This window comes from Streptomyces sp. NPDC002793 (assembly GCF_040295485.1).
Taxonomy (GTDB): Bacteria; Actinomycetota; Actinomycetes; order Streptomycetales; family Streptomycetaceae; genus Streptomyces.
Window position 1 is genome coordinate 37,810 of the sequence record NZ_JBEOVL010000006.1, and the last position, 19,623, is coordinate 57,432.

A 19,623-nucleotide genomic window follows, 5' to 3' on the forward strand; every position below is an offset into this window, starting at 1 on the left:
CTGTGACCGCCGCCGGCCGGGGGTAAGGGAAGGCTGTTCCTGGGAACACCGGTCCCACCCTGACTGTTGGACGGGACATGATGACCCGCACCGTGGACGCGACCCAGGAGCTGGCCGCGTTCCTGCGGACCCGGCGCGAGCGCCTTGACCCGCTCGACTTCGGCCTGCCGTCGCGCCGTCGGTCCCGGCGGACCCCGGGGCTGCGCCGCGAGGAGGTCGCCGAACTGGCCGGGGTCAGCGTCGACTACGTCGTACGGCTGGAACAGGCCCGCGGGCTGCGCCCCTCGGCGGACGTGGTGGAGGCGCTGGCCGGGGCACTACGGCTGGCCCCCGACGAACGGGCCTACCTCTTCGACCTGACCCGTCAGCGCCCCCGCGACGCCGACCTGCCCGCCACCGCGGCAGCGCCGCCGCTGGCCCGGCTGGTCGCCGACCTGTCACCGCTGCCGGCCATGCTGATGAACCACCGGTACGACGTCCTGGCCTGGAACGCCGAAATGGCGGAGCTGATCCTGGACTTCGGCACCCTGCCGCCGTCGCAGCGCAACGCGATGTGGCTGTGCCTGATGCATCCGGAGATGCGCGAGTTCTACGTGGACCGTGAACGCGTCGTGCGCGAGGGGGTCGCCCATCTGCGCGCCGCGTGGGCCGCGCATCCGGAGGACCGGGCGCTGACCGGGCTCATCTCCGAGATCACCACGCACAACGAGGAGTTCGCGCGGCTGTGGGCCCAGCAGGACGTCAAGGTGAACGGTCGCGGACACAAGGTGCTGCGGCATCCTGACGTCGGTGAGATCGCGGTCCACTTCGAAGTTCTCATGCCACTTCAGGACACGGACCAGCGGTTGATGATCTGCCGCGCCGCGGACGACATGAGCCGGTCGGGACTGGACCGGTTGTGCGCGGCGGCCCGGCCGACGGGCCTCGCGCCGTAGGCGCCGTCAGCGGCCCGTCCAGTGCGTGTCGTGCTTGATGAAGAACTCCGCGCGCTCCTTCTCCGGCCAGTCGGAAACCTTTCCCACCGTCTCGAAGTACTCCTCGCGGGGCGCACCCGGTGTGAAGAGGAGCAGCATCGACGCCGGTTCCTCGGAGTCGTTGCGGAAGGCGTGCAGGCCGCCCTGGGGCACGTACAGGAAGTCACCCGCCGTGGCATCGGTCCAGCGCTCGCCGTCGTAGATGCGCACCGTCCCGTCGAGGACGAAGAAGGACTCCGAGATCGACCGGTGGAAGTGTTCCGCCGGACCGCCCGCCTTGGGACCCATGGTGATCCTGTACAGGCCGAACTCGCCGTGCGTCGACTCCGACGTGGCCAGGTAGTGGGTGCTGCCCCCGCCGCGTGTCAGCAGATCCGGGGCCGTGTCCGCAGGCCGGTAGCGCGCACTGATCTCGCCCGCGCCCGGGGTGTAGACGGATTCCGGGTACGACATGCCGCTCTCCTCGCCTCCGGCCGTGGACCGGACCGCTCGTCGCGCGCGCCGGTACCGCACCGGCGGCGTGGTCTTCCCTACCTTCGTACGGTGAGCCTCAAGCGCATCTCAGTTGTCGCGCCCCTGATCGCGGGCACGTTGATCCTCCCCCTGCCGCCGCTCTCCCACGCCGCCGGGCCCCGCCCGGCCCCGGACCCCGTCTGCGGCAGGACCGACTCCCCCGCCGACGCCTCGTGGGCACCGTCCTCCACCACCTTCGGCGAGGCCGAGGGATACGACCCCTATGTCGGCAACGGCTACCTGGGCCACCGGGTGCCCGCCACCGGCGCCGGATACGCCGACACGGACCAGAAGACCGGCTGGCCCCTCTACACCCCACGGTACGACGGAGCCTTCGTCTCCGGGCTGTACGCCCGGGACAAGGGCCTGGCGGAGGGCCGCGAGGTGATCGCGGCGCTGCCGTCCTGGACCACGCTCGACGTGACCGTCGGTTCCGAGACGTACGGTTCGGCCACCCCCGCCGGCCGTGTCTCCCACTACCGCCAGACCCTCCACCTGCGCTGCGGTGTCGTGGTCACCTCCCTGCGGTGGACCACTGCGGACGGCCGCGCGACCGACCTGACCTACGAGGTGCTGGCGGACCGCTCCGACGTGCACACCGGCGCCGTGCGGCTGCGGATCACCCCGCGCTGGAGCGGCACCGCGACGGTCACGGGCCGACTGGACGCGCGCGGGGCGCGCCGGGTCACGGTCGCCGATGACGGCACGTTCCGCACGCTCGGGACGGGCACGGACGGGGCGATCGTCCAGCGGGGCACCGACGGCGCCCGCACCACCCGGGTCAGGGCCGGCCGCTCCTACACCTTCGAGAAGTACGTCGGCGTCGACACGGCCCTCACCTCCCGCACCCCGCTCGCCTCCGCCACGGCCGCGGCGGAGCGGGCCGCCCGGCGCGGCTGGTCCGGGGTCCTCGCCGGCAACGCGCGGGCGTGGCGCCAGGCGTGGGCGTCCGACGTCAGGACGCCGGGCAGCCCGGACCTCCAGGCCTGGCTGCGTGCCGCGCAGTACGGGCTGCTCGCCAACACCCGGCCCGGCTCCTCGGACAGCATCGCGCCGGCCGGGCTGACCAGCGACAACTACGCGGGCATGGTGTTCTGGGACGCGGAGACCTGGATGTTCCCGGGGCTGCTCGCCACCCGCCCCGAGCTGGCCCGCTCCGTGGTGGAGTACCGCTACCGCACCCGGGACGCCGCCCGAGCGAACGCCGAGAAGCTGGGCCACGAGGGGCTGTTCTACCCCTGGACGAGCGCGAGCAGGGGGCGCCTGGACTCCGAGTGCCAGAGCTGGGACCCGCCGCACTGCCTGACCCAGAACCACCTCCAGGGCGACATCGCGCTCGCCGTCTGGCAGTACTACCTCGCCACCGGTGACCGCGCCTGGCTCGCCGAGCGGGGCTGGCCGCTGCTGAAGGGCATCGCCGACTTCTGGCAGTCGCGCGCCACGGCGAACTCCGACGGCAGCTACTCGGTGAAGAACGTCGCGGGCCCCGACGAGTACAGCAACGGGGTCACGGACGGCGTCTTCACCAACGCGGTCGCGGCCACCGCCCTGCGCCACGCCACCCGCGCCGCCTCGCTCCTCGGCCACCCGGCACCCGCCGGCTGGACCCGGGTCGCCGACGGGCTGCGCATCCCGTACGACGCCGAGCGGAAGCTCTTCCTCCAGTACGCCGGTTACAACGGCTCGACCATCAAACAGGCCGACACGGTCCTGCTCATCTACCCGCTGGAGTGGCCGATGGCGGAGGGCGCCGCCGCAGCGACCCTCGACTACTACGCCGCCCGCACCGACCCGGACGGCCCCGCGATGACCGACTCGGTGCACGCGATCGACGCCGCCGCGATCGGGGAACCGGGCTGCGCGACGTACACGTACCTCCAGCGCGCCGTACGCCCGTTCGTCCGGGGCCCGTACAACCTCTTCTCCGAGGCGCGGGGCGAGAAGTCCGGAGCCGAGGACCCGCTCTCGGGCTTCCCCGCCGAGGACTTCCTGACCGGCAAGGGCGGGTTCCTCCAGGTCTTCACGCACGGACTGACCGGGCTCAGGCTGCGCGAGGACGGCGTACGCCTCGACCCGCTCCTGCCCCCGCAGCTGCGCGAGGGCGTGGAGCTGACGGGGCTGCGCTACCGGGGGCGTACGTACGACATCGCGGTCGGCCCCCGGACGACCACGGTCCGGCTCACGGACGGCGCGCCCTTCACCGTCCACACCCCGGCGGGCCCCCGCCTGCTGTCCGGCACACTCACTCTCCCCACCCGCCGCCCCGACCTCACCCCGACGCCCGACGCCGCCCGCTGCCGCCCGGCGGCGGCGACCTCCGAGGCGCCCGGTCTGTACGCCGAGGCCGCGGTGGACGGCAGCCCGTCGACCGCCTGGTCACCGGACGGTGCGACGGGCACGCTGACGGTGACCCTGCGCGAGGCGGCCCGCATCGCGTCGCTCACGCCCACCTGGACGGACGTCGCACCGGCCTCCCACACCCTGGAGACCTCCCTGGACGGCCGCACCTGGCGCCCTTACGAACCGGGGGCCACGGCCCGCCGGGTCAGGCTCACGGTCCGCTCCGCCGACGCGGAGAAGCCGACGGGGGTGACCGAACTGACCGCCACCACGCGCGATTAGGAGAACGCCTGCCACGGGCAGCCCGGGCGGGCAGTAGCATGTCGGGCCGGGCGGAGCCGTAGCGCAGAGGTCGTCGCGCGCGGTCTCCAAAACCGCGAGGACGCCGGTTCGAATCCGGCCGGCTCCGCTCTCGGTCCAGGACGGGGTCACTGTTGTTGTCGGTGCCGGGTGACAGCATCCGAGCATGGATGACGATGCCTGTAACTGGCGCACCTTCCTCGGTCGTTGGCAGGAGGAGTGGGTCCCGCGCGAGGACGACGGCTACGAGGACACGGACGCGGACAACGGGGAAACCCACTTCAGCCCGGGCGGTCCCGGGGCGGACGAGGCCGCGATCGCAGCGGCCGAGCGACGGCTGGGCCGGCGGCTGCCGCCCTCGTACCGTGAGTTCCTGGCGGTGAGCGACGGGTGGCACGTCGATCAGATGGCCGGGGTCTACCAGCTCGGTGGTGTCGCGGACATCGGCTGGTTCCAGGATCCGTACGACATGACCCGGCTGTACGAGGGGAATCTTGACGACAATCCGCGCCAGGAGGACACCCTGCTCGCCGGGATGTGGCAGCGGGCACTGCAACTGGAGACGGACTCCGACATGTCGCACGCCCTGCTCGACCCGGGCGACACCGACCAGGACGGCGAGTGGGCGCTCTACGTCCACAAGGGCTGGGGCGGTGAACACCCGGTCCGCTACCCGTCGTTCCGCGCGTACATGGAGGCGATGTACCGCGGTTTCCACGCCGACCGGGCGCAGAGGCCCGACTTCGTGAACGCGACCACGCGCACCCAGGATGCCCGTGTCGAGGAGGCCCGGCTGCTGGCCCTGCGTGGACGCCACGAGGAGGCCCGGCCGCTGCTGGAGGAGGCGTTGTCCTTCGGCCGTCCACGGAGCGACGTCCTGCTGACCCAGATCCTCCATCTGCTGAATCCGCGTGGTTCCCGGGATTACGGCTCCCTGGTGGCCGATCCGCGCTATCTGCCCGAGGTCCTGCCCGTGCAGGCCATGGAGCCGGCGAGCGGCGAATGGCAGCTGGGCGGGGACGACCGCTGGCTCGGCATGATGGCTGCCCGCGGAGCGGCCCGGGAGACCGCCGAGGCCGTGCTGAGCGCGGTGCGGGACGGCACCCATCGCTACGCGCCTTCCGGTCCATGGAGCGGGGCCGTCGCCGACGCCCGGGAAGCGGCCCGCTGGGGGCCGACCGACGCCGCATGGCGGGTGCTGCGGGACGCGCTGCCCCTGTGGGAGGCTCCCGGGCCTTCCCTGATCGCCCCGATCGGCCTGCTCGCCGATCCGGTCCTGGGTCAGCTCGTCACCCCGGAGCGTGGGCGGGAGATCCTCGCGACCCCTCGGGCCGGGGAGACGGGTCCCGCTCCCGAGCAGGTCCCCGATCTCGATCCGCCTGGTCTCGCCTGGCTGACGGGGCCCGCGGCGGCCCGGCGGCCGTTCGGCGGATACCGCTGTGTCTGGGTCGAAGGGGCCGATCCCGACCGCCTGCCCAGCCTGATCGGCGCGGACGGGGCCGAACTGAGCGCGCCCAGGGATCAGCGCAGGGCGCACCTGCGGGCATCCCAGCTCGCCGCGAGGGAGGGCACGGAGCCCTGGGAGGATCGGGCCGTGGTCGCCGTCGGCCGGACTGCCGAGGAGTGGGCCTTCGCCTTCGACGGCAATCCCCCCTACCTGAACGACCGGTTCGCGTCCCCCGCCCCCGCCGCCTCCTCGTCCGGCCGCGCGGTGGTGGTGTGGCACGACCAGGGTCGGTCGTCCTCGGGCGAGCGCCCGCCCGTGTTCCACCTGTCGGTCGCCGAACAGGGTGAGGAGATCTATGCCTTCACCGTGCGAGGTACCGATATCCAGCGCACCGGCGCGATACCCGAAGCACTGGATCCCGCACGGCTGTTCCGCCCGGAGGACACCGAACCGGGCAACGAACTGCGCACGCTGGAGGCGCTGCACACCGAACTCGGACTGTCACTGCCCCGTTTGGCGCTGACCCGGGGCCGCCCCCGCACCTTCGTCACCCGCTCCTGGGCCCGGGCGCCCCGCCCGGGCGAGACCTTCGCCTATCTCGGCTTCGCACGGCACCGGCACTGAACACGGACTCCGCACGCCCACCCGGGTCCCGGGTCCCGGAAGTCGAGCTCCGGGACGCCCTGTTCGCTCTTTCGGGGGACGGGAAGAACGCCCCGGCGGAAGCGCTCCCGGACGGACTCTGCCGCCCCTGCCGCGAGACCTCTCCCGATGGGGCGCCCACCCCGTCCGAGCCGACCGCCGAACGCGACATCGAGGCCCACATGAGCGCGTTGCGCGAGGCCCTCAGGCTGCCGTGACGGCTGCCGACCCGGCTGTCAGCCGCGCGCGGCCATCCGCACGAACGTCGTCCACTGACGGGCTCCGACGCGCAGTACCGGGCCTTCGGCCTGCTTGGAGTCGCGCACGTACACGGACGCGGGCACGGGCGCCACCTCGACGCACTGGCCACCGTCCCCTGCACTGTGACTGCTCTTGGTCCAGGTCAGCTCTATTGCTTCGTCGGCGTTCTTGTTCACAGCTCTCCCAAGAGTTTCTCGATCTTCACCAACGACTCCTTCGGGGTCAGAGCCTGGGCCCGCAGGACGCCGTAGGTGGATTCCAGCGCCTGAACCTTCCTGGGCTCCGAGTGCACGACTCCTTGGCTCTGCGCTTCCACGTAGCCCATCCTCCGCCGGTTCTTGGTGAGGATCAATGTGAACGGCCCGGACAGGCCCGCGTGTTCGTCCCTGTTCGTCGGCATGATCTGGATCTCCACGTTCCGCTGATGCCCGACGATCAGCAGCTGTTCAAGCTGACTGCGCAGTACGGCGGCGCCTCCGAGCGGCCGTCGTACGACCGACTCCTCGATGACGAAGCTCAGCAGCGGAGCCGGACGCTTGGAGAGAATCTTCTGCCGGTCCAGCCTGGCGGCCAACCGCTGCTCGATGGTTGCCTCGTCAAGCAGGGGGCGCCACATGGCGAACACGGCTCGGGCATACCCCTCACCCTGGAGAAGCCCGTTCACCACCTGCGCGTCGTACGCGTGAAGTTCGACTGCCTCGGCCTCCAGCCGCACGAACTCCTGGAAGAACGACGGATACCGCGCCCGCTCCACCTCTTCCTTCATGGCCACCAGCACCCCGTGCCCGCCCAGGACCCGGTCCAGCGCGTCCACCAACTCCGGCTTGGGGATGCGCCGCCCCTGCTCCACCGAGGCGATGTGGGCCTCGCCGTATCCGACTCTGGCACCGAGCTCCGCCTGCGTGAGCCCTGCGGCCTCGCGCAGGAGCTTCACCTGGCGGCCGAAGCAGCGCAGGAACCCGCTCCCCGGGTCCGGGGAGCCTTCGACGGCACCGGCCACCGCAACGTCCATGCTTCCTCACTCCTGGATCAGCCCGCAGTGGCAGCACGTTAGGGCCGCCTACGGGTGCCAGGAGCCGGTTTCGCCCGAATGTCCGTCGTGCGGGTGACGACACTCCCGTACAGCCCTGCCAGATTCCGGCGGAGCCCCGACAGACCCCGCCCGTACGGGCGTCGGTGCTGGTGAGAGCGGTGTGCGGGACGAGATCTTCGACCCATGACGATGCCCGGCCACACCGCGCCGCACCCTGCGGACACCTTCGAACTCCGCTTCTCCTCCACCCCGCGCGGCGCCCGCCTGGCGCGGCGGCTGGCCTCCCACCGGGTCCACGAGTGGGGGCACCCCTACGGATCCGAGGTGAACGACACGGTGGGCCTGGTCGTCGGGGAGCTGGCCGCCAACGCGGTCACACACGGGCTGGTACCCGGCCGGGACGCGCTGCTGCGGCTGAGCCGGGTGGCTGCCGGGCGCCTACGGGTGGAGGTCAGCGACACCCGGAGCGAGCGGCTACCGGTCCCCTCAGCCGGCTCTCCGGCCGACGCGGAGGCGGGACGCGGGCTGGTCCTCGTCGCCGCCCTCTCCGAGGAATGGGGGGTCGCCCCGAGGGAGGGCGCCCCGGGCAAGACCGTCTGGGCAACTTTGGACACCGCACCTCTGTGAGCACGGTGATTTCCGCATCCGCCCTCCCCCGGGGCGACCGACGTGGAACATTCATCGCGTACGCATACCGGTAACCCCAGCCGTCCGTAAGGGCGTTGGAAGGCGGAGAAACGTTGAACAGGACCCGAAACGCACGAGTCAGGTCGGCCGTGGCCGTGGGAGCACTCCTGGCCGGCTTCGTGGGCGGCGCCGCCGTCAGCGCGCCGTCCGCGATCGCCGCGGCCGATCCCGCCTGCAGCCGCGGGGCCACCATCTACAACAAGGTCACGAATCCCACCTCGTACAAGTATATTCCCTACGCCTCCAGCAATACGAGTAACTGCTGGCTGGACTACGGGATGAGCAACTCTGCGGTCACGGCCCTGCAGAAGAACCTGAATTCCTGCTACGGATACAAGCTGGCAACGGACGGCGACTACGGGGATCTCACCGAAGCCGCGGTCGTGGCCGTGCAGAAGAAGGTGGGCGTCTCGGCGGACGGCGATTACGGACGTAATACGCGGAGCGCAATGGTGTGGGCGAACTACAGCATAGAAACCGGGGCGCGCATCAACTGCAACTGACGAACCTCCAGGAGTCGGCCCGGCTCCTGCCGCAGGCCTGCGGGATGGGCGGCGACGCCCGCCCCGCAGGCCTTCTGCGTTGGATCTCCACACGGTGCACCCAGGAGGTTCGTGGTCTCCGACGGTCCTCCACCCGCAGGGCGAACTCCTCACACCGGTAGCGAACTTTGTCCCGTTCGTGCCGTATTAAAGATTCGACCGACAGACAGTCCGCCGATCGGCCCGGTGAAGAGAACGTATTGGTCCATGAACCGATGTGACCGCGCCGGCTTTTCGATGTGGATAAGCGTTGCGAGGGGCTACCGGGTGGGTGGCCTCGTAACACCCTCACGTGCTTTCATCCTTCACATCGCGGACGCCAAGGCAACCGCGACCCCGGCAAGGGACTTCTTTCCTGATGGAGTTGCCCCGGCCATCGGAATTAACGTGAAAGGAATTCACCTCATGAGCTCCGCCCCCCAGATCCAGACCCAGGAAATCTCCGACGCGGACCTGGACACCGTGTCCGGCGGCGTCGTCACCGGCCTGGTCGGCGACGTCTCCCTGCAGACGCCTCTCACCTCGTTCTCCGCAGGCGTATCGGGCGCCGCCGCTGTCGACGCGCTGGGTGTCGCCGGGCTCGGCTCCGCCACCACGCTCTCGGCCTGATCCGACACCGAGCCCGTATGCCCCGATGCCACCCAGGCCGCGGGGCATAGGGGTCGTGAACCACCATGGGCGACACGCACACCGGACATTCGCACCCTGGACCAGAAGGCTTCGCACGTGAGGGACCACCCGCACACGACTCGGCGTACGCCGGAACCGGACAACCGGTGGGAGCTCGTCTGGAGTCACCGGGACGAGTTGATGGAGATCGCGCGCCGCCGGTCGTCGAGCGCCGAAGAGGCCGAGGACGCCGTCCAGGAAGCGATGCTCCGCGCGGTGGAGGACCCTGACGTCCAGTACGGCCGGGTGCGCTCGTGGCTCAGGCGCGCGACCGTGAGCGCGTGCGCCGAACGTCGACGCCAGGTCGCCCGCGACTCGGAGCTGAGCACGAGCCCCTACGCCGCTCCCACCGCGCCCTTCCCGGTCGAGGAAGTGGCGTGCGACCGGGCAGAGGCCCGATGGCTGGCCGGCCGCAGCGCGGACCTGCTGCCCGCCCGCCAGGCGGAGGCGCTGCGGCTCCAGTCCCAGGACCTCGACGTCGGACAGGTCTCCCGGGCCATGGGGCTGAGCTACCGCGCGACGGAGTCACTGCTCGCCAGAGCCAGGCGTTCGCTGCGTGAGGTCCTGGCCGGAAGTCTCACCCTGGCCACGGCCGCCTGGCTGTTCGTGCGCAGGTTCCCGCGCACGGGCTTCGCCCAGTCGGCAGTGGCGGCCTCGGCCGCGGTGACGGCCGCCACGGTGGGACTGTCCCTGCCCACCGCTCCCCCCGACCGGCCGGACGACCGCCCCCCGAGGGCCGACGCCCCACGGCCCGCCCAGGTCACGGAGCTCCCCGCCGCCCGCCCGGCTCCGGAGCATCCGCCCGCGCCGTCCCCGCCCCCGGCCCCGCGGCGCGTCGACCGTGGAGGCCAGGACACCCCGCGGCCCCCGGCGGCCGGCTCGCCGACGACGTACGAGCCGCAGATGGCGGCAGCGGTGCGGATACGGATCGGTCCCTTCGCCCCGGTGCCGGAACTGCCGTCCCTGCCCGTGCCGGCATCCCCGCCGTCCCTGCCCGTGCCGGCATCCCCGCCGTCCCTGCCCGTGCCGGCATCCCCGCCGTCCCTGCCCGTGGACGCGCCCGGCACACTCCCGACGGAGCCGCCCTCGCTGCCGCCCGGTGCCGCCTCCCCCGTAACACCCCTCAGGCCGGCGCCCGGTCGGCCGTGAGCCCCTCGTCCGCCACTCCCAGGCGGGCCTGTTCCTCCTCGACGATCCGGCGTGCCAGCTCGGTGTCCGACACGTCGACCGCGTCCGGGGTGGCTTCGGCCACGGCGCTGCGGCGGGCATAGGCGTCGAAGAGGCGGGTCTTGGCCTCCAGCATCTTCACCATGCGTTCGTCCACTCCCCCGGTGGCGAGGAGACGGTGCACACGGACCGGCCTGACCTGGCCCATGCGGTGGGCCCGGGCCACCGCCTGGTGTTCGATGGTCGGCTTGATCTGGGGTTCGCAGATGACGACGACGGAGGCGGCCTGCATGTTGAGGCCGACACCCGCTGCCTGGATCTGTGCCAGGAGCACCGCCGAGCCCTGGGCACCGGCGAAGTCGTCGACGACCTGTTGCCGTCGGCCGGCCGGGACGCTTCCGGTGAGCGGGCCGAACACCGGGGCGCCGTCGGTTCCGGCCGTGACGGCCTCCCGCACCACGCCCAGCACGTCCTTGAAGTTGGAGAAGACCACCGTCTTCTGCCCGTTCTCCCCGGCCTCCTGAACGATCTCCCGGAGCCGGTCCAGCTTCGCCGACTTCTCGGGACGCATGTAGGCGGCCCTGCGCATCGCCATGAAGTTGCCCGCGCTCACGGCCTCGCGGTACGCCTCCTCGTCCGAGGCGCTCAGCTCCTCCCACTCGTCGGTCTGCTGGAGACTCGGGAGTTCCTGCAGCACGTCCTCCTGGTTGCGCCGCAGATAGACCGGGGCCACGGCCTTGCGGAAGGCGACCGACCCGGCCAGCGCGTCCCGTTCGCCGAGGGCGTCCGCGACGTCGCCGTCGAGCATCCGGACCAGGTTGCGGAACTCGACGACCCTGTTCTCCATCGGGGTACCGGTCATGAAGAGGGTGCGTTCGCTGCGGTCCGTCCACAGGGCGACCGCCTGGGAGCGCTTGGTCTTCGGGTTCTTCACGGAGTGCGCCTCGTCGACCACGAGCAGCCCCACCCGGCCCGCGTCCGGAGCGGGAAATCCGCGCAGCCCGTCGAACGTGGTCACGGCGACCCCGCCCCGCTCCTGCCAGTCGGCGTACGCCTCGCGCCGGTCGGGGCCGTGCAGCACCACGACGCGCAGGGCGCTCCGGGCCTCGACCTCCCGCGTCCAGTTCACGAGGACGCTCGCCGGGCAGACGACCATGAAGTGGTTCCGCCCCTCGGCGGCCAGGTGCGACAGCACGGCGATCGCCTGGATGGTCTTCCCCAGGCCCATCTCGTCGCCGAGTATCACCTTGCGCTGCGCGAGCGCGAACTTCGCGCCGAACGCCTGGTATCCACGCAACGACACCCGGCGGTGCGTGTCGTCGAGGTGCTGGGTCCGTACGCGCTCGGCGACGTCGTCCGGGAGGAAGCCCTCGACGGCGGCCTCGTCCGGCGACCGCCCCGAGATCTCGGCGAGGACGCTGTAGTACTCGGCGGAGCGGAGTTCGAAGTCGACCCAGGCCGCGACGTCGGACGACGTCCCTCGCAGCAGGTCGACGGAGGCCTGGGCGAACATCCCGGACAGGCCGGACCGCTCCCCTTCGTCCACCAGCGACCGGATCTCGGCGACCGCCGCCGACGCGCGGGCCTTCTTCTCCCGGCCCGCCAGAAGCATCCGGAACCGTCCGGCGGCGGGCCTGGCGTCGATGAGCGACGGGCCGAGCCGTGCGGACAGGGCCGTGGCCCTGTCGACCGCCCGCCGGGCGTCCGACCCGGCCTCCACCAGGACGTGCAGGGCGGTGACCAGCGCGGTGGTGCTCGGTTCGGGCCGGTCCACGTCGATGTGGACGGCCACGGTCTCCCGCACCGCCTCGGCGAGCCGGCGGGCGGCGGCGAGCATCTGGTCGACGGTGCGCTGCCCGACACCGGGAATCTGCCGCAGCCGGTAGGGGCCCGCGTCGAGGACACTGCCCAGGGTGCGCAGTCCGCTCTTCTCCACGCTCCCCAGCCTCAGCCGGCCTTCGGTGACGTCCTGCAGCCGCGCGACGGGGATGGCGGCGAGTTCCCGCTCGACAGCCGCGTCATGGATCGGCTTCAGGGCCGCCCGTACCGCCTCGACCGCCCGGGCGTGATCACCCACCACCGCCTGCGCCGCCTCGTGCAGGCGCGTTCCCTCCGCGACCGTGTCCCGCTCCCCACGCCCCACGCTTCCCCCGCCCCTCTCCACCCGATTTCCACGTATCCTCCCATCGCGCTCGACCGCCTCCTCCGCCCCGGCGGGAAGATGGGTACTGGTACCCCTGCGGTCCACCCCCGCCGACAGGCATGCTGCTGATGTGCTCACCGGAGCGCGTAGGCGAAGCGAGTGGGGGAACCTCATGGGACGGCAGGAAGTGACAGCGGTCGGGCGGGGCGCGTCGGCGGGTCCGACGGGCCTGGCGCGTGGAGCGGCGCTGACCGCACTGGCGATCGGTGAGGCACTGCTCGCACTGTGGGTGTGCCTGGTGCTCTGCCTGTCCTGCGTGGGTGTGGGTCTTCCTCTGGTGCCGAGCACCCTGCGGGCCGTACGGCGGCAGGCCCGGCGGCAGCGGAGGCTGGCGTGGGCCTGGTCGGGTGTCCGGGTGGACGACCCGTACCAGGAGCCGAGCGGCGGGACGGCCGGTGCGGGCGGATGGGCCGTGACCCGGTGGCTGCTCACCGACCCGGCGACCTGGCGGGACCTGCTGTGGCTGGTCGTCAATCCGTTCATCGGCCCGGTGATGGCGTTCCTGCCGCTCGTGGCCGTGGTGCACGGCATGTTCGGCGTGGTCCTGGCCTTCGCCTGGCGGCCCATCACCAGCGCCTGGGACGGCGTCTGGTTCGACTTCATCCCGGTCACCGGGCAGACCTCGGCCACCCTGGCCGCGGCCCTCGGCCTGGTCCAGGCGCTCTGCGGTCTGCTGCTGTTCCCGCGGTGGCTGATGCCGTTGCACGGCCGGTGGGTACGCACCGTCCTGGGCAAGAGCCGCGGCGCGCTCAGTGACCGGGTCGAGCACCTGCAGGCGTCACGGTCGGACGCCGTGGACCACCAGACCGCCGAACTGCGCCGCATCGAGCGCGACCTGCACGACGGCACGCAGGCCCGGCTGGTGGCCCTGGGGATGACGCTGACCGCCGCGGAGTCGCTCATGGAGCAGAACCCGGAGGCCGCGCGGGCCCTGCTGACCGAGGCCAAGGGCAACTCGGTCCGGGCGCTGAACGAACTGCGGGACCTGGTGCACGGCGTCCACCCCCCGCTGCTGGCCGACCGCGGCCTGGTCGACGCCGTGCGCACCCTCGGTCTCGAACTCCCCCTCCCCGTCCACGTGACGGGGGAGGTCCCCGGCCGGCTCCCCGCCCCCGTGGAGTCCGCCGCGTACTTCGCCATCGCCGAACTGCTCGGCAACGTGGTCAAGCACGCCGACGCGGACCAGGTCTCCGTGGACTTCCGCTACGACCACCGCGTGCTGCGGGCGGCCGTCCACGACAACGGCGTCGGCGGCGCCACCGCGGAGAACGGCGGAGGCATCCGGGGCATCGAGCGCCGGCTCGCCGCGTTCGACGGCACGCTCGCGCTGACCAGCCCTCAGGGCGGCGGTACCTCCGCCGCGCTGGAGATCGGCTGCGACCTGCTGGACGGCACCCAGGACACCGGAGCCGCCACCCGGTCCCGGTGACCGGGCCGCGCGGCGGCGCGTGACGACCTCCCGGGGGAGGTCGTCAGCACATCCGCCCTCCGGGGCGAAGTACGGCCACGAGGCCGGAACCAAGACACGATCGACGATCACAGGAGAGGGCTGACCTCGTCATGACCTTGAACCGCCATCTACCCGCCCGAATCGGTCATTGGAGCGCTGAGCATCCATGGCGGGCCGTCCTGGTGTGGCTCGTGCTGACCCTCGCCGCCTTCTCCACCGGATTCTTCGGCGAGACCCGCATGGCGACCCAGGCGGACATGACCGTGGGCGAGTCCGCCCGCGCCGCCCAGCTCACCGAGGACAACGAGCTGAAGCAGCGGGCGACGGAGAACTTCCTGGTCTCCCCGCGCTCGGGCGGGGACGCCACCGGCACGGCCGGCGCGGCGGACGAGCTGAAGCGGCGGCTGGCCGGCATGTCCGAGGTCGCCTCGGTGGCGGGCCCCCTGGCGTCCGACGACGGCCGCACCCTGCTGGTGCGGGCCGTGATGAAGGGGAACGCCGACACCGCCCCGGAGCGGGTGACCGCCCTCACCGACGTGACCGCCCAGGTCCAGGAGCGCCACCCCGGGCTGCGCGTCGAGGAGACCGGCGACGCCTCCATCCAGCACGACTTCCAGGAGTGGCTCGCCAAGGACATGACCAAGGCGGCCGCGATCAGCGTGCCGATCACCCTCGTGGTGCTGATGGTCGTGTTCGGGGCCCTGGTGACGGCGGGTCTCCCGGTCCTGCTGGCCCTGCTCGCGGTGGGTTCCTCGCTGAGCCTGTGGGCTCTCGCCTCCCGGCTCTTCCCCGACCCCGGGATGGTGCCGGACGTGATCGTCCTGATGGGGCTCGCGGTGGGCGTGGACTACTGCCTGTTCTATCTGCACCGCTACCGCGAGGAGCGGGCCAACGGGTACGACTCGCAGGCGGCCGTCCGGGTGGCCGCGGCCACCTCCGGCCACTCCGTGCTCGTCTCCGGCATCGCCGTGCTGGTGTCCATGGCCGGCCTGTACCTGGCCGGGGACCTGATGCTCGGCTCGATGGCGACCGGCGCGATCATCGTCGTCGCCATGGCCATGGTGTCGACGGTCACCGTGCTGCCGGCGCTCATCGTGAAGCTCGGACGCGCGGTGGACCGCCCGCGGATCCCGGTGCTGTGGCGGCTCACCCAGGGACGCGGCGGCTCCCGGGTGTGGACGGCCATCCTGCGGCCCGCGACCAATCACCCGGTGATCGCCGCGGTGGTCTCGGTGGGAGCACTGCTGGCACTGGCCGCTCCGGCGCTCGGCATGGACCTGAAGTCCACGCAGCTCGCGGACTTCCCCCGCAACCTGACGACCATGCAGAGCTATGACCGTCTGGTGGCCGCCTTCCCCTCCCGTACCGACACGGACGTGGTGGTCCTGCGGCTGCCCGCCGACCGCGCGGCCGATCTGCGTCCAGCGGTGTCGGACCTTACGGCGCGGATGGTCGCGGACGGCCGGGCGGAGCCGGAGGTCCGCTGGTCCGAGGACGACCGGGGCGCCGTCCTCGAGGTGAGCAGGGCGTCCGCCACCGGGACCGAGGAGGCTCGTACGGATGTCCGTGATCTGCGCGCGGAGTTGGGCACCACCCTGCGTGATCTCCCCGACGACAGCTACGCGGTCGGCGGGTCGGCCGCGGAGGACATGGACTACACGTCCAACCTCCAGAGCCGGCTGCCGTGGGTCATGGCGGCGGTCCTCGCGCTGACGTTCCTGGTCATGCTCGTCGCGTTCCGTTCGGTCGTGGTCGCGCTGACCACCGTGGTGCTGAACCTCCTGTCGGTGGCGGCGTCGTTCGGGATCCTGTGCCTGGTGTTCCAGAAGACCTGGGCCGAGCCCCTGCTCGACTTCGAGTCGACCGGCCACGTCGTCTCCTGGGTCCCCGTCCTGCTGTTCGTGATCCTCTCGGGACTGTCGCTGGACTACCACGTCTTCGTGGTGAGCCGGATCAGGGAGCGGGTCCTCATCGGTATGACCACCAAGAACGCCGTCGTCGACGGCATCAGCCGCACCGCGGGCGTCGTCACCGGGGCGGCCCTGGTGATGGTCGCGGTGTTCAGCGTCTTCGGAGCGCTGAGCTTCGTCGAGATGAAGCAGATCGGGGTGGGCCTGGCGGTCGCCGTCGCCCTGGACGCGACGGTGATCCGTGCCTTCGTCCTGCCCTCCGTGATGATGCTGCTCGGGCGCGCCAACTGGTGGCCCTCCAGGACCGGACGGTCGGCACTCGCCCCGTCCGCCACGTCCGAGCCGACCGAACAGGTCGGGCTCGGCGTCTGAACGCACGGCCCGGGCCCCGTCCCCCGTGGCCCGGGCCGTGCCCCTCAGCAGGACGTCAGCGCATGGTCAGCGTGGGCTGACACAGTGGGAAGACGCATCGCTCCCCCGATACCGCCCCTTGGCGAGAGGAACGCGGAACCGCAATGAGCAACCCTTTCGACGACTCCGAAGCTGCCTTCCACGTGCTGGTCAACGACGCGGGGCAGCACAGCCTGTGGCCCGTGTTCGCGGCGGTCCCCGACGGCTGGCGGCCGGTACTCGGCCCGGTGCCGAGGGACGAGGCCGTCGGCTACGTCGACGAGCACTGGACCGACCTGAGGCCGCAGCGCCTCTCCGGCACGGGGAGCTGACGCATGACCGGTCATGGTTCGGCCGCGATCGAGGTGGAAGGCCTGTACAAGTCCTACCGGGGCCTCGAAGTCCTCAAGGGGATCGACCTCTCCGTCCCGCGCGGCAGCGTGCTGGGACTGCTCGGCCCGAACGGAGCGGGCAAGACGACGACCGTACGGATCCTGAGCACCCTGCTGCGGGCGGACCGTGGCCGGGTCCTGGTCGCCGGTTTCGACGCCGTCTCCCAGGCCCGGGACGTGCGCGGCAGGATCGGGCTCTCCGGCCAGTACGCGGCCGTCGACGAGGAACTGACCGGCCGCGAGAACCTGGTCATGCTGGGCAGGCTGCTGCACCTCGGCATGCGGCAGGCCCGCCACCGGGCCACCGAACTGCTCGGCCGCTTCGACCTCCTGGAGGCCGCCGACCGCCCGGCGCGCACCTACTCCGGAGGTATGCGCCGCCGTCTCGACCTGGCCAGCACCCTGGTGGGCCGGCCTGAGGTGATCTTCCTGGACGAGCCGACCACGGGACTCGACCCGGCCAGCCGCATGGCTCTGTGGAGCACCGTCGAGGCACTGACGGCGGAGGGCGTCACCGTGCTCCTGACCACGCAGTACCTGGAGGAGGCGGACGCCCTCGCCGACCGGATATCGGTCATCGCCGACGGCCGGGTGGTCGCCGAAGGCACACCGGACGAGCTCAAGCGGAAGGTCGGCGGCGAGCGGCTGGAGATCACCGTCGCGGACCCGGCGGATCTCGACACCGCCCACGAACTGCTGCGCCCCCTGGCCACCGGGGAGATCTTCCGCGACGACCGGCGGGGCGTGCTCGGCCTCCAGCCCGTCGAGGGCATGGCGACGGTGGCCGCCGTGGCCACGCAACTGTCCGAACAGGGCCTGGTCGTCTCCGACTTCGCACACCGCAGGCCGTCCCTGGACGACGTGTTCCTCAGCCTGACGGGCAGCCCTTCGTCATGAGCGCGGGCGTGCCGGCCGCCGCGGTCCGGGCGGTGTGGTCGCCGGTCGTGGACCGGCCCGCCGTCCGGGCGCTGCTGGACGAGGAGGAACGCGACCGGTACGCGGCCCTGTGGTCGGCGGGTGACCGGGCGCGGTTCGCGACCGGCCGGGCGCTGGCCAGGAGAGTGCTCGGCCGGCTGATGGGGGCGCCCGCGGAGTCGCTCCGCTTCACCCGGACCTGTCGGCACTGCGGTGGTCCGCACGGAGCGCCTCAGCTCACCGGGGACCGGCCCCGGCCCCGGTTCTCCCTCTCCCACACGGCCGACGTCGTGGTGCTGGCCGTCTGCGACCGGGGGACCCCCGGGGTCGACGTCGAGCGGCCCGGCAGCCGGGACTTCGCGCGGCTGGCCGGGCGTGTGCTGTCGGCCACGGAGGCCGAGGACTTCTCCGGCCTCCTGCCCGGGCGGCTCGACCGGGCGGGCTGCCGCTACTGGACACGCAAGGAGGCGCTGCTCAAGGCGACCGGCCACGGGCTGACGCTGCCCATGCGCGAGATCACCGTCACCCGGCCGGACCGGGAGGCCGGGCTGGTGGACTGGTCCGGACGGTACGAGGCGTCGGAGTTCGGCCTCGCGGACCTCCGGGGCGGGCAGGCCACCGGATGTGTCGCGGCGCTCGCGGTCCATGGGGTCCCCGGCGTGGAAGTGACGGAGTTCTCCGTGGACGACCCGCTGGACGACCCGGCCGATTTCTCCTGACCGGCTAACCGGATGGACCGGTGTGCGCGGCGGACCGGAAAGCGGAAGGAGTGCGAATGCGTACCGCGGCTCCACCGGTCCGCCCGCACGAATTCGATGATCGCCGCCAATTCGGCGACCACCTCTAATGAATTTCGACCGGGCGGCCGTCGAGCCACGGATCCTGTACCAGGATCGCCTTCTGGACGGCGCGTATGGTGCTCCCCGGTTCCAGGCCCAGTTCGCCGTTGAGCCACGACCTGACCCGCTGGAAGGTCGCGAGCGCCTCCCCCTGCCTGCCGGACCGGTAGAGCGCGATCATCAGCAGTTCGGAGATGCGCTCGCGCTCCGGGTGCTCGATGGCCAGTTGCTCCAGTTCGGCCACGGTGCTGCGGTCGAAACTGACGGCGAGGCGGGCCTCGTAGAGATCCTCCAGCGCGCCGAGCCGCAGACCTTCGAGACGCACGGTGTGGCTCTCGCAGCGCCGGCCGCCCGCGACGTCCGCGAGTGCGGGCCCCCGCCACAGACGCAGTGCCTCTTCGAGATGGCGGACGGCGGCGCGTGGGTCCGTGCGTGTCAGGGCCGAGCCGCGGGCAGCGAGCTCCTCGAAACGATGGGCGTCGACGGCGGGCCTGGGGAGGGCGAGGAGGTACCCGCCGACCGAGGTCCGTACCAGGGGGGCGCCCGGGATCCCGTAGTCCTCCAGGGTCGTGCGCAGCCGGTGCATGCTCGCCTGGAGTGCGTTCTTCGGGTTCTTGGACCTGCCGTCCGCGAGCAGTTCGTCGATGAGGAAGTCCGTCGATACGACCTCGCCCGGCGTGAACGCGAGGACGGCCAGCAGGGCGCGGGCGCGGTGCGGGCCGATGGTGACTGCGCGTCCGCCCCACACGACGCGCGAAGGCCCGAGTAACTCCAGCTCCAGCAGGTCGGACGTGCCGCGTATGTGCGTGGCGTACTGGTCTCTCATGTGCATCCGTTCCCTCGTGACTAGGCAGAACCGCACACGGCGCACCGGTGCCCGAACGGGCGACCAGTGGGGGGAGATGGCGCGCTGCGCGCCCGGGGTCGGCGGGACGCGTGGTCCACCGCG

General features: G+C 71.9%; 17 protein-coding genes and 1 tRNA gene. 13 read left to right on the forward strand and 5 right to left on the reverse strand.

Annotation, left to right across the window (positions count from 1 at the left end; all coding sequences use genetic code 11):
- Positions 1–77: 77 nt before the first annotated feature.
- Positions 78–935, forward strand: coding sequence for a helix-turn-helix transcriptional regulator (locus ABT001_RS07590; protein WP_351273766.1), 858 nt, complete (start codon positions 78–80; stop codon positions 933–935).
- Positions 936–941: 6 nt separating this feature from the next.
- On the opposite strand, the gene ABT001_RS07595 is transcribed toward ABT001_RS07590, so the two are convergent.
- Positions 942–1,427: a cupin domain-containing protein gene (locus ABT001_RS07595; protein ID WP_351273769.1), complete on the reverse strand. Its 486-nt coding sequence runs from the start codon at positions 1,425–1,427 to the stop codon at positions 942–944.
- Between the two features lie 90 nt (positions 1,428–1,517).
- Here ABT001_RS07595 and ABT001_RS07600 point away from each other — a divergent pair, with 90 nt between their 5' ends.
- The 3 genes from ABT001_RS07600 (at position 1,518) to ABT001_RS07610 (ending at position 6,198) form a co-directional block, all read left to right on the forward strand.
- A complete protein-coding gene (locus tag ABT001_RS07600; protein WP_351273772.1) occupies positions 1,518–4,109 on the forward strand; it encodes a glycosyl hydrolase family 65 domain-containing protein in 2,592 nt (863 codons plus the stop codon).
- A 52-nt stretch (positions 4,110–4,161) separates the two neighbouring features.
- Positions 4,162–4,236, forward strand: a tRNA-Trp gene (locus ABT001_RS07605).
- A 57-nt stretch (positions 4,237–4,293) separates the two neighbouring features.
- Positions 4,294–6,198 (forward strand): SMI1/KNR4 family protein, encoded by a 1,905-nt coding sequence (locus ABT001_RS07610; RefSeq protein WP_351273775.1) that lies wholly within the window; start codon positions 4,294–4,296, stop codon positions 6,196–6,198.
- Between the two features lie 254 nt (positions 6,199–6,452).
- Here the strand turns inward: ABT001_RS07610 and ABT001_RS07615 are convergent, their stop codons facing one another.
- Together ABT001_RS07615 and ABT001_RS07620 are read right to left on the reverse strand one after the other, a co-directional pair.
- Positions 6,453–6,653 (reverse strand): DUF397 domain-containing protein, encoded by a 201-nt coding sequence (locus ABT001_RS07615; protein WP_351273777.1) that lies wholly within the window; start codon positions 6,651–6,653, stop codon positions 6,453–6,455.
- A complete protein-coding gene (locus ABT001_RS07620) occupies positions 6,650–7,489 on the reverse strand; it encodes a helix-turn-helix domain-containing protein (protein ID WP_351273779.1) in 840 nt (279 codons plus the stop codon). Before ABT001_RS07620 ends, ABT001_RS07615 begins: the two co-directional genes overlap by 4 nt.
- Positions 7,490–7,693: 204 nt before the next feature.
- On the opposite strand from ABT001_RS07620, the gene ABT001_RS07625 reads away from it, so the two are divergent.
- The 4 genes from ABT001_RS07625 to ABT001_RS07640 all read left to right on the forward strand — a co-directional run bounded on the left by ABT001_RS07625 (position 7,694) and on the right by ABT001_RS07640 (position 10,557).
- The gene (locus tag ABT001_RS07625) at positions 7,694–8,137 is read left to right on the forward strand and encodes an ATP-binding protein (protein ID WP_351273782.1); all 444 of its coding nucleotides are present in this window, start codon (positions 7,694–7,696) and stop codon (positions 8,135–8,137) included.
- Between the two features lie 155 nt (positions 8,138–8,292).
- Entirely contained in the window at positions 8,293–8,700 is a 408-nt protein-coding gene (locus ABT001_RS07630) for a peptidoglycan-binding domain-containing protein (protein WP_351273785.1), read from the forward strand.
- Positions 8,701–9,144: 444 nt separating this feature from the next.
- A complete protein-coding gene (locus ABT001_RS07635; RefSeq protein ID WP_351273787.1) occupies positions 9,145–9,348 on the forward strand; it encodes a hypothetical protein in 204 nt (67 codons plus the stop codon).
- A 117-nt stretch (positions 9,349–9,465) separates the two neighbouring features.
- On the forward strand, positions 9,466–10,557 hold the full coding sequence (locus ABT001_RS07640) for an RNA polymerase sigma factor (RefSeq protein WP_351273790.1): 1,092 nt from the start codon (positions 9,466–9,468) through the stop codon (positions 10,555–10,557).
- Here the strand turns inward: ABT001_RS07640 and ABT001_RS07645 are convergent.
- Positions 10,532–12,718 carry a DEAD/DEAH box helicase gene (locus ABT001_RS07645; protein WP_351273793.1) on the reverse strand — a complete coding sequence of 729 codons (2,187 nt, stop codon included), beginning with the start codon at positions 12,716–12,718 and terminating at the stop codon, positions 10,532–10,534. The genes ABT001_RS07640 and ABT001_RS07645 overlap by 26 nt on opposite strands.
- A gap of 172 nt (positions 12,719–12,890) precedes the next feature.
- Here ABT001_RS07645 and ABT001_RS07650 point away from each other — a divergent pair, with 172 nt between their 5' ends.
- From ABT001_RS07650 to ABT001_RS07670, 5 genes are all read left to right on the forward strand, one after another.
- On the forward strand, positions 12,891–14,207 hold the full coding sequence (locus ABT001_RS07650) for a sensor histidine kinase (RefSeq protein ID WP_351273795.1): 1,317 nt from the start codon (positions 12,891–12,893) through the stop codon (positions 14,205–14,207).
- A gap of 131 nt (positions 14,208–14,338) precedes the next feature.
- On the forward strand, positions 14,339–16,510 hold the full coding sequence (locus ABT001_RS07655) for an MMPL family transporter (protein WP_351273798.1): 2,172 nt from the start codon (positions 14,339–14,341) through the stop codon (positions 16,508–16,510).
- Between the two features lie 143 nt (positions 16,511–16,653).
- Positions 16,654–16,860, forward strand: coding sequence for an MbtH family protein (locus ABT001_RS07660; RefSeq protein WP_351273800.1), 207 nt, complete (start codon positions 16,654–16,656; stop codon positions 16,858–16,860).
- 3 nt (positions 16,861–16,863) lie between these two features.
- Positions 16,864–17,817: an ATP-binding cassette domain-containing protein gene (locus ABT001_RS07665; RefSeq protein WP_351273802.1), complete on the forward strand. Its 954-nt coding sequence runs from the start codon at positions 16,864–16,866 to the stop codon at positions 17,815–17,817.
- The gene (locus ABT001_RS07670) at positions 17,814–18,554 is read left to right on the forward strand and encodes a 4'-phosphopantetheinyl transferase family protein (RefSeq protein ID WP_351273805.1); all 741 of its coding nucleotides are present in this window, start codon (positions 17,814–17,816) and stop codon (positions 18,552–18,554) included. Before ABT001_RS07665 ends, ABT001_RS07670 begins: the two co-directional genes overlap by 4 nt.
- Before the next feature lie 124 nt (positions 18,555–18,678).
- Here the strand turns inward: ABT001_RS07670 and ABT001_RS07675 are convergent, their stop codons facing one another.
- Complete coding sequence (locus ABT001_RS07675) at positions 18,679–19,500, reverse strand: AfsR/SARP family transcriptional regulator (RefSeq protein WP_351273808.1); 822 nt, start codon at positions 19,498–19,500, stop codon at positions 18,679–18,681.
- Between the last annotated feature and the right edge of the window lie 123 nt (positions 19,501–19,623).